The 9,077-nt window shown below is 44.0% G+C and carries 8 protein-coding genes and 1 pseudogene; 8 read left to right on the top strand and 1 reads right to left on the bottom strand.

Annotated features, from left to right (window positions below; all coding sequences use genetic code 11):
• The 7 genes and pseudogenes from AC075J_RS16180 to AC075J_RS16150 form a co-directional block, all read left to right on the top strand.
• Positions 1 to 838, top strand: an 838-nt coding sequence (locus AC075J_RS16180; RefSeq protein ID WP_476390495.1) for a glycine--tRNA ligase, incomplete at its 5' end; no start/stop codon positions are given.
• A gap of 386 nt (positions 839 to 1,224) precedes the next feature.
• Positions 1,225 to 2,427 (top strand): NRAMP family divalent metal transporter, encoded by a 1,203-nt coding sequence (locus AC075J_RS16175; protein WP_008707553.1) that lies wholly within the window; start codon positions 1,225 to 1,227, stop codon positions 2,425 to 2,427.
• Between the two features lie 153 nt (positions 2,428 to 2,580).
• Positions 2,581 to 3,306: a 5-oxoprolinase subunit PxpB gene (gene pxpB / locus AC075J_RS16170; RefSeq protein ID WP_020993687.1), complete on the top strand. Its 726-nt coding sequence runs from the start codon at positions 2,581 to 2,583 to the stop codon at positions 3,304 to 3,306.
• Between the two features lies 1 nt (position 3,307).
• Positions 3,308 to 4,315, top strand: coding sequence for a 5-oxoprolinase subunit C family protein (locus AC075J_RS16165; RefSeq protein WP_476390494.1), 1,008 nt, complete (start codon positions 3,308 to 3,310; stop codon positions 4,313 to 4,315).
• Between the two features lie 42 nt (positions 4,316 to 4,357).
• Positions 4,358 to 4,760 (top strand): annotated as a pseudogene (locus AC075J_RS16160) (acetyl-CoA carboxylase biotin carboxyl carrier protein).
• Positions 4,761 to 4,817: 57 nt separating this feature from the next.
• Entirely contained in the window at positions 4,818 to 6,167 is a 1,350-nt protein-coding gene (gene accC, locus AC075J_RS16155; RefSeq protein WP_476390493.1) for an acetyl-CoA carboxylase biotin carboxylase subunit, read from the top strand.
• Positions 6,168 to 6,253: 86 nt separating this feature from the next.
• Entirely contained in the window at positions 6,254 to 7,024 is a 771-nt protein-coding gene (locus AC075J_RS16150; RefSeq protein ID WP_008707546.1) for a LamB/YcsF family protein, read from the top strand.
• Between the two features lie 106 nt (positions 7,025 to 7,130).
• Here AC075J_RS16150 and AC075J_RS16145 read toward each other — a convergent pair whose 3' ends face one another.
• Complete coding sequence (locus AC075J_RS16145; RefSeq protein ID WP_008707544.1) at positions 7,131 to 7,757, bottom strand: cytidylate kinase-like family protein; 627 nt, start codon at positions 7,755 to 7,757, stop codon at positions 7,131 to 7,133.
• A 151-nt stretch (positions 7,758 to 7,908) separates the two neighbouring features.
• Between AC075J_RS16145 and AC075J_RS16140 the strand changes: the two genes are divergently transcribed.
• The gene (locus AC075J_RS16140) at positions 7,909 to 8,910 is read left to right on the top strand and encodes a TAXI family TRAP transporter solute-binding subunit (RefSeq protein WP_008707541.1); all 1,002 of its coding nucleotides are present in this window, start codon (positions 7,909 to 7,911) and stop codon (positions 8,908 to 8,910) included.
• Positions 8,911 to 9,077: the final 167 nt, after the last annotated feature.

The raw sequence follows: 9,077 nt of genomic DNA, 5'->3' as shown, positions 1-9,077 counted from the left end.
TCAGAGAACATCCCGTAAGAAGATTCCGTTTGGTATCGGTCAGATTGGTAAATCTTTCCGTAACGAGATCACACCGGGTAACTTCACATTCCGTACACGTGAGTTCGAGCAGATGGAACTTGAATTCTTTTGTGAGCCGGATACAGACCTTGAGTGGTTTGCATACTGGAAGAACTTCTGCCTGAACTGGTTACATTCTCTTGGATTGAAGGATGAAGAAGTTCGTTATCGTGACCATGATGCAGAAGAGTTAAGCTTCTACAGCAAAGCTACTACTGACGTAGAGTTCCTGTTCCCATTCGGATGGGGCGAGCTTTGGGGAATCGCTGACAGAACAGACTATGACCTGACACAGCATCAGAACGTATCAGGACAGGATCTGACATACTTTGACGATGAGAAGAAACAGAAATACATTCCGTATGTAATCGAGCCGTCACTTGGAGCTGACCGTGTGGTACTTGCATTCCTGTGCAGCGCATATGATGAGGAAGTTCTGGATGCAGAGAAGAATGACGTTCGTACTGTCCTTCATTTCCATCCGGCACTTGCACCTGTTAAGATCGGTGTGCTTCCTCTTTCCAAGAAGCTTAATGAGGGTGCAGAGAAGATTTATCAGCAGTTAAGCAAGAAATATAACTGTGAATATGATGATCGTGGAAACATTGGTAAACGTTACAGAAGACAGGATGAGATCGGTACTCCGTTCTGTGTAACTTATGACTTTGAGTCCGAAAACGACGGAGCAGTTACAATCCGCGACCGTGATACTATGGAGCAGGTTCGTGTGAAGATTGATGAACTGGATGCATATTTTGCGGATAAATTTACATTTTAACTGAAAAAACAGCAAAGGAGCTGTATCGGATGGGAATCCGGGTACTCCTTTGCTGTTTTTTATTACAAAATACAGATTATAAAAATTCGTTACTGTTCACTCCGTTCTCAGCAACACGCTTCGCGATGCAGGAAATATGAACCTCCTTGTGCAATGCCCAAGGAGTATCGTTTGCTTCGCAAACTTAATTTATGCTAATCGCATAAATTCGCGCAGTATGTCTCGGGTTTTCTGTGACCTTCGCTCACAAAAAACACCTCGCGGGATATTACCAGTGAACAGTAACAAAAATTCGACATCAAAAGTTATCAAAATAATTTTTGCTTGTGTAAATATTCATTTTTTAGTATAATGTGCGATAATAACATGAAAAGGAGGCAATAAAAATGAGCGAAAAGAAAAAGAGTGGCGGAGCCTTACTTGGCGCAGCGTTTCTGATGGCCACATCTGCAATCGGACCAGGATTCCTGACACAGACAGCAACGTTTACCGGACAGTATCAGGAAAGTTTTGGATTTGTTATCCTGGTTTCCGTAATCCTTGCAGCCATTGCACAGCTGAATATCTGGCGTGTGCTTTGTGTGACCGGACTTCGTGGTCAGGATGTTTCCAATAAGGTACTTCCGGGACTGGGATATCTGGTATCGATACTGATCGTATTCGGTGGTCTGGTATTTAATATCGGAAACGTAGGTGGCGGAGCACTTGGTTTTAACACATTGCTTGGAATACCTACCAAAGTTGGTTACATACTGGCAGGTCTTTTGGCAATCCTGGTATTTGTGCTGAAAAATGCCAAAAGTGCCATGGATACTATTACCAAGGTACTGGGTGCCATTATGATTATCGTAATCTTTGTTGTGATCATTGTGGTAAAACCACCGGTAGGAAGTGCATTGAAGAATACATTTGTACCGGAAGCCGGTGCCACAAATCTGATTCCTGCAATCCTTACACTTTTGGGAGGTACTGTTGGAGGATATATCACTTTCTCCGGCGCACATCGTCTGATTGATGCAGGAATTACAGGCGAGAAGAACCTGAAAGAGATCAACAAGAGTTCTGTTATGGGTATGATCATTGCTACGATTGTTCGTATTTTCCTGTTTCTGGCTGTTCTGGGCGTTGTTGTCAAGGGCGTAACACTGGATGCTGCAAATCCTGCAGCAGACGCCTTCAAGCAGGGGGCTGGTGAAATCGGATACCGTTTTGCAGGTCTGGTTCTTCTGTGCGCAGCAATCACATCCATTATCGGTGCAGCTTATACTTCAGTTTCCTTCCTGAAGACTTTCAGCAAGTCTATCGAGGAAAATGAAAATAAAGTGATCATCGGATTTATCATTATTTCTACAGCCATTATGTTTATCCTTGGAAATCCGGCAGTACTTCTTGTACTTGCAGGTGCTGTGAATGGTCTGATCCTTCCGATCACCCTGGCAATCTGTCTGATCGCTGCACATAAGAAATCTATTATGGGAGAGAATTATCATCATCCGGTAGTACTTACCATTCTTGGAGTGATCGTGGTAATTCTTACAGCATACCTCGGTGTGACTACATTTGTATCTAAGATCGGTACATTGTTATAATTGAGGAAAATGTATCCGGTTTTCAGACTGGAGAGTATGTCAAAAAGGTGTGATCGTCCAGGTTACACCTTTTTGGTTCATTAACAGCCATGTGATGCAGAAAGAAGCAGATAAAAAGACATGGCGAAAAGATTAAGAAAAGAGGAGCAGATTATGCCGGACATTAGAATTTTAACAGAAGGTGATTCTTCTGTTCTGGTTGAATTTGGCAAAGAGATCAGTCCGGAGATCAACCGGAAGATCACTGCCACTGTACAGCTTATGAAAGAACAGCATATAGAGGGAGTTGTAGATATGATCCCTGCGTTCTGTTCTTTGCTGGTTAATTATGACCCGCGTGTGATTTCCTACGATGACCTGAAAAAAAGACTGGAAATTCTGTTAAAGATGGAAGTTACAGCAGGTGAAGGATGCAGAAAAGTTTATGAGATTCCTGTATGCTATGGAGGAGAATATGGTCCGGATATTGAGAATATTGCAGAACATGCCGGACTTTCCGTAGAGGAAGTAATAAAGATTCATTCTTCCAGAGATTACCTGATCTATATGCTTGGTTTTCTTCCGGGCTTTTGTTATCTGGGCGGGCTGGATGAAAGGATCCATACACCCCGTCTTGCAAATCCCAGAATCAAGATCAATGCAGGAAGTGTGGGAATCGGTGGTTCCCAGACAGGGATTTATCCTCTGGATTCTCCGGGAGGATGGCAGCTGATGGGAATGACACCTGTAAAAACCTATGATCCGGACCGTGAAATCCCGATTCTGGTAGAGGCAGGAGATTATATCCGTTTTGTACCGATCGATGAAGATGAGTACAAACGGATCAGAGAATTAGTAGAACGTGGCGAATACCAGTGCACCGTTCATGAGGAGGCATAAAATGGGAATTCGTATATTAAAAGGCGGAATGATGACAACGGTTCAGGATCTGGGGCGTTATGGATATCAGAGTCAGGGATTCAGTGTGGCAGGAGTCATGGATGTCCGTTCATTCAAAATAGCCAATCTTCTTCTGGATAATCCGGAGAATGAGGCAGTATTGGAGATAACGCTGATAGGCCCAACCCTTGAATTTACATCAGCTACTATCATTGCAATCACAGGCGGAGATTTCCAGCCAACCATTAATGGAGAGCCGGCTCCCATGTATACAGCCCTGTATATGAATAAGGGAGATGTACTGAAATTTGGAAGCGCCAGAACGGGAAGCAGAGGTTATATTGCTTTTTCCAGTTATCTGGATATTCCGGTAGTGATGGGAAGCCGATGCACCAATTTAAAGAGTGGTCTGGGCGGATTTAAGGGAAGAAAACTGGAAGCGGACGATTATATCGGATTTCGTATTAAGAGACGTTATCTGCCGTTTTTCCTTTCCCGAAAGCTTGATATGGATGAGTTTGATCAGACAGAAGCAACACTGCGGGTAGTAATGGGACCGCAGGATGGTATGTTCAGCAAACAGGGCATCAAGACTTTCCTGGGCAGTGAGTATACAGTGACAAATGAATTTGACCGTATGGGCTGCAGGCTGGAGGGACCGTTTATTGCTCCTAAGAAGACTTCGGATATTATTTCCGACGGAATCGCATTTGGGGTTATACAGGTACCTTCCCATGGTAAACCTATCATTCTGCTGGCTGACCGTCAGACAACGGGCGGTTATGGGAAAATTGCCACAGTGGCATCTGTGGATATTCCCAAGCTGGTACAGAGAAAAACAGATGATAAGATACATTTCAAGGCAATTACCGTACAGGAGGCTCAGGCTCTTTATGTTGAGGAAATGAAAGAACTTGACGGACTGAGAAAGATCATTCATCAGCCATGTAAAGAGGTTCTGGATTGCCGTCTGGTGGCAAAGAGACTGCGCAAGCTGTTTGAAGAATAACCGTAAAAAATAATATAAAATAGACAGAAAGGATAATGTTTGATGGATTTAGAGAAGATTGAAGGACTGGTAAGAGATTATTGAGGATTCATCCCTTAATGAATTCACATATAAGGACAAGGATGTAAAGATTACAATGAGCAAGCTGGATCACTTCCTCCTGTAGTTGCAGCGGGAGTTCCTGTGGCTGCATCTGCACCTGTGAATACAATTGTGGAAAAAGCAGAGGAAGAAGAGGAGGAAAGTCTGTTTATCACTTCTCCTCATCGTAGGAACCTTCTATTCTGCATCTGCTCCGGATGTACCTGCTTTTGTAAAGGTGGGAGATCAGGTAAAAGCAGGACAGACAGTGTGTATTCTGGAAGCTATGAAGCTTATGAGTGAGATCCAGAGTGACTATGACTGTGAGATTGAAGCAGTTCTGGTAAGTAATGAACAGAAGTAGATATATGGACAGCCTCTGTTCCGTGTTAAGAGACTGTAGGATAAGGAGGCTTTCATATTGTTTAATAAAATTTTGATCGCCAACCGTGGGGAGATTGCAGTTCGGATCATACGTGCCTGCAGGAATCTGGGGATCCGAAGTGTAGCTGTTTATTCAAAAGAAGATGCTAAGAGCCTTCATGTACAGCTGGCAGACCAGCGTATCTGTATCGGAGAAGGTCCTGCCAGAAACAGCTACCTGAACATGGACCGGATCATTGCTGCAGCAGAAAATATGGGAGCAGATGCTATCCATCCCGGTTTTGGCTTTCTTTCAGAAAACAGTGAGTTTGTCCGCAAATGCAAAGAAAACGGAATTACCTTTATCGGACCGGATGCGGATGTGATCGATAAGATGGGAAATAAATCCCATGCCCGTAAAACCATGATGGATGCCGGGGTACCGGTTGTACCGGGAACAAAGGAACCTGTATACGATGCAGAAACAGGTAAAAAACTGGCTGAAGAGATTGGATATCCGGTTATGATCAAGGCTTCCTCAGGCGGTGGTGGCAAGGGAATGCGTGTGGCTGCCAATGAGGATGAATTTGAATTTCAGTTTAATATGGCACAGAGAGAATCAGCCAATGCTTTTGGGGATGATACCATGTACATTGAACGTTTTGTAGAAAATCCCCGCCATGTGGATATTGAGATTATGGCAGACAGTCATGGAAATGTGGTGGCACTGGGAGAACGTGACTGTTCGGTACAGAGAAATCATCAGAAGCTGATCGAGGAATCCCCGTCCCCTGCCATTGATGAAGAAACTCGCAGGAAAATGAATGAATATGCAGTTCTTGCTGCGAAAACAGTAGGTTATACCAATGCAGGAACGATTGAATTTATCGTAGACCCTAAAGGCAACTTCTATTTCATGGAAATGAATACCAGAATCCAGGTGGAGCATGGAGTAACAGAGATGGTTACAGGCACAGATCTGATCATTGAGCAGATTCGTGTGGCTATGGGAGAGGAGTTAAGCTTTAAACAGGAAGATATCCGAATTAAAGGACATGCTATTGAATGCCGTATCAACGCAGAGATTCCTGAGAAAAATTTCATGCCAAGTCCCGGAGTAGTACAGCATATGCATCTTCCGGCAGGCAACGGAGTCCGGGTGGATACTGCCCTTTATACAGGCTATAAGATTCCGTCAGAGTATGATTCCATGATTGCGAAGGTAATCGTTCATGCACCTGACAGAGAGGCTGCCCTGCAGAAAATGCGCTCTGCGCTGGATGAGATGGTGGTCATGGGTGTGGAGACAAACCTTGATTTCCAGTATCAGATTATGAAGAATCAGGTATTCTGCGACGGAAAGGCAGATACGGGATTTATTGAGAATGTACTGAAAATTAAGGGATAAGATTGTAGGTAAGGATCCTGTATACGGATTGAGGGAGTGATTTTTCAAACACGCTCTGGGAAATAAATAGAAAAGAGGTAAGGTAAATGTATACAGTAGATTTAAACAGTGATCTGGGAGAAAGTTTTGGAAACTATAAAATCGGTAATGATGATAAGGTCATTCCGCTGATCTCTTCTGCAAATGTAGCCTGCGGTTATCATGCTTCAGATCCGGTAGTTATGGGAAATACGCTGGCAATGGCAAGGGAAGCGGGAATTCGTATAGGAGCACATCCGGGTTTTCCTGATCTGATGGGCTTCGGAAGAAGAAATCTGAGTGTTTCCCCTGCAGAGGCAAAAGCATATGTGCTTTATCAGCTGGGTGCACTGGATGCATTCTGCAGAGTAACCGGTGTAAAAATGCAGCATGTAAAGCCTCATGGAGCCTTATATAATATGGCTGCAGAGGACTATGCCCTTTCTACTGCAATCTGTGAGGCAATCAAAGAATTTGACAGCAGTCTGATCGTACTTGCTCTTTCCGGCGGACAGCTGGCAAAGGCTGCTCAGGATATGGGCCTGCGTACAGCTATGGAGGTTTTTGCAGACCGCGCCTATGAAGAAGATGGTACTCTGGTAAACAGACGTAAGGAAGGTGCTGTGATCACTGATGAAAATGAGGCTATTGTCAGGGTGATCCGTATGGTCAAAGAGAAAAAGATTACTGCAATTACAGGAAAAGATATTGATATTCAGGCAGATTCTGTCTGCGTTCATGGAGACGGAGCCAAGGCTCTGGCGTTTGTGGAAAAAATCAGAGAGGCTTTTGCAAAAGAAGGAATCCAGATCCGTTCTCTGGATGAGTTTGTAAAATAAAAGAAATTTAGAAACAACTATTAAAAGGACTGAAGTAAAGAGGCTGTGGCACAGATTTTCTGATTGCCACAGCCTTGTTGCTGTTTTACAGCTGGCAGCGGTCCTTCTACTGATGCTTCAGATTCAACCCCTGCTGTTTTGCAAGTGAAGTGATAATCTCAATACAGTTATCGTATCCAAGGGTTCCGGTATCCAGACACAGGTCATAATCGTGATAAGTGCCAAGCTCATGTTTTGTATAGGTTTTGAAATAGGTTTCACGCAGGTTGTCCATTTTGGTGAGATATTTCCTGGGATCTTCCTTTCCGTTTAAGCCTAATTTCTGAATATGTTCTGTGCGGAGATTCACATCTGCATGAAGGAAAATATCCAGACTGGGAATACCGGCATTTCGCAGGATAAGATTGGAACAGCGGCCGATGATAATACAGTCCTGTTCTGCTGCGAACTGAAGGATCAGCTCTTTCTGAGCCTGGTAAATAGCATCATGGGAACTGAAATAGCCTGCAGAGTTATTCAGAATGTTGTCCAGAAGTCTGGCGCTGCGGCTCAGATTTTCACCCTCACGATCAATATCCTCCTGGGAATATCCGCTTCTGGCAGCAGCCTGTTTTGCAAAATCCCGATCGTAATATGGGATACCAAGCCTTTCTGAAACTACTCTTGCAATACTGTGTCCCCCGGCACCAAACTCCCGGCTGATTGTGATGACAGGGTATTTTCTTTCGGACATAATAGATACCTCCATTGGGTTGTTATTTATTTTGTTATCCATGTTTTTCCTTTATTGTAACGTTTTTTGTAAGATTATTCAATAAAGATTATCATTTTTTGAAAAAATATGTTATAATTCAAAATATTATGTACCTGAAGGAGATGGATTTATGAGAAACAAAGAGCTTTTCAGAGGCAGGAGAAAAGCTGGCAGGATTGTTGGCCTTGTTTTGACTCTTGCACTTGCAGTCAGCCTTCTGAGCGGCTGCGGACAAAGTAAAGAACGTCTGACGTTCGGTACCGGCGGTACGGCGGGAACGTATTATTCCTACGGTGGTGTACTGGCCCAGTATATTACCAATAATACAAATGTAAAGGTTACAGCAGTTTCTACAGGTGGTTCCAAAGCGAACCTGCAGTCAGTACAGGACGGAGATTTCCAGCTTGGATTTGTCCAGTCAGATGTAATGGCCTATGCATGGGACGGCGTAAGAGCATTTGAACAGGACGGTGCAACCCATGATTTCAGGACTCTGGGCGGCCTGTATGCAGAGACTGTCCAGCTGTTTACCATGGATCCTGACATTAAGACAGTGGAAGATCTGAAGGGCAAGAGCGTATCTATCGGTGCGGCAAACTCCGGTGTATATTTCAATGCTCTGGATGTTTTAAATGCAGGCGGCATTACCCTGGATGATATCCATCCCCAGTATCTGTCTTTTGAGGACAGCAAGGAATCTTTGAAGGATGGGAAAATTGATGCTGCGTTTATTGTTGCAGGTGCACCTACAACAGCTATCACAGAGCTTGCAACTACCAATGGTGTCTATATGATCAATATTGATGGCGCGATCAGGGATTCAATTTTGAGTGACTGTCCATATTATACATCCTACCAGATTCCTGCAGGAACCTATCCGGGACAGGATGAGCCTGTAGAAACCATCACAGTCAAGGCGACGATCGTAGTGTCCGAATCTCTGGATGAGGATACAGTTTATGATATGACTGCGGCAATTTTTGACCATGCAGACGAGATTTCTGCTGAGAATGCAAAAGGAGCGGAGCTTTCTCTGGAAAACGCTACTTCCGGTATGACCATTCCTTTCCATAAGGGTGCGGCGCGTTATTATGCAGAGCATGGAATTACAGTGGATACGAAAGGGGAATAGTCAGGATGAAAGAAAATAAGATAAAAAAAGCAAACACATCCCCGGAAGGGCAGGCTGGTTCTGAGAACATGAGCACAGCAGATGTAGATGCAGTAATGAAGAAATACGACCGCGAATCAAATATTCGTGTGTGGACCGGCAAATATAAGCTGGCTGTACGCGGCCTG

The sequence above is a fragment of the Blautia sp. ZXY-1-C6 genome (genome assembly GCF_056339875.1).
This window is presented reverse-complemented; position numbering and strand designations above follow the sequence as displayed.

What these genes read in the sequence shown, in the direction of transcription:
- AC075J_RS16175 (WP_008707553.1), top strand. Translation starts at nt 1,225, where the DNA reads ATGAGCGAAAAGAAAAAGAGTGGCGGAGCCTTACTTGGCGCAGCGTTT.
- pxpB (WP_020993687.1), top strand. Translation starts at nt 2,581, where the DNA reads ATGCCGGACATTAGAATTTTAACAGAAGGTGATTCTTCTGTTCTGGTT.
- AC075J_RS16165 (WP_476390494.1), top strand. Translation starts at nt 3,308, where the DNA reads ATGGGAATTCGTATATTAAAAGGCGGAATGATGACAACGGTTCAGGAT.
- AC075J_RS16150 (WP_008707546.1), top strand. Translation starts at nt 6,254, where the DNA reads ATGTATACAGTAGATTTAAACAGTGATCTGGGAGAAAGTTTTGGAAAC.
- AC075J_RS16145 (WP_008707544.1), bottom strand. Translation starts at nt 7,757, where the DNA reads ATGTCCGAAAGAAAATACCCTGTCATCACAATCAGCCGGGAGTTTGGT.
- AC075J_RS16140 (WP_008707541.1), top strand. Translation starts at nt 7,909, where the DNA reads ATGAGAAACAAAGAGCTTTTCAGAGGCAGGAGAAAAGCTGGCAGGATT.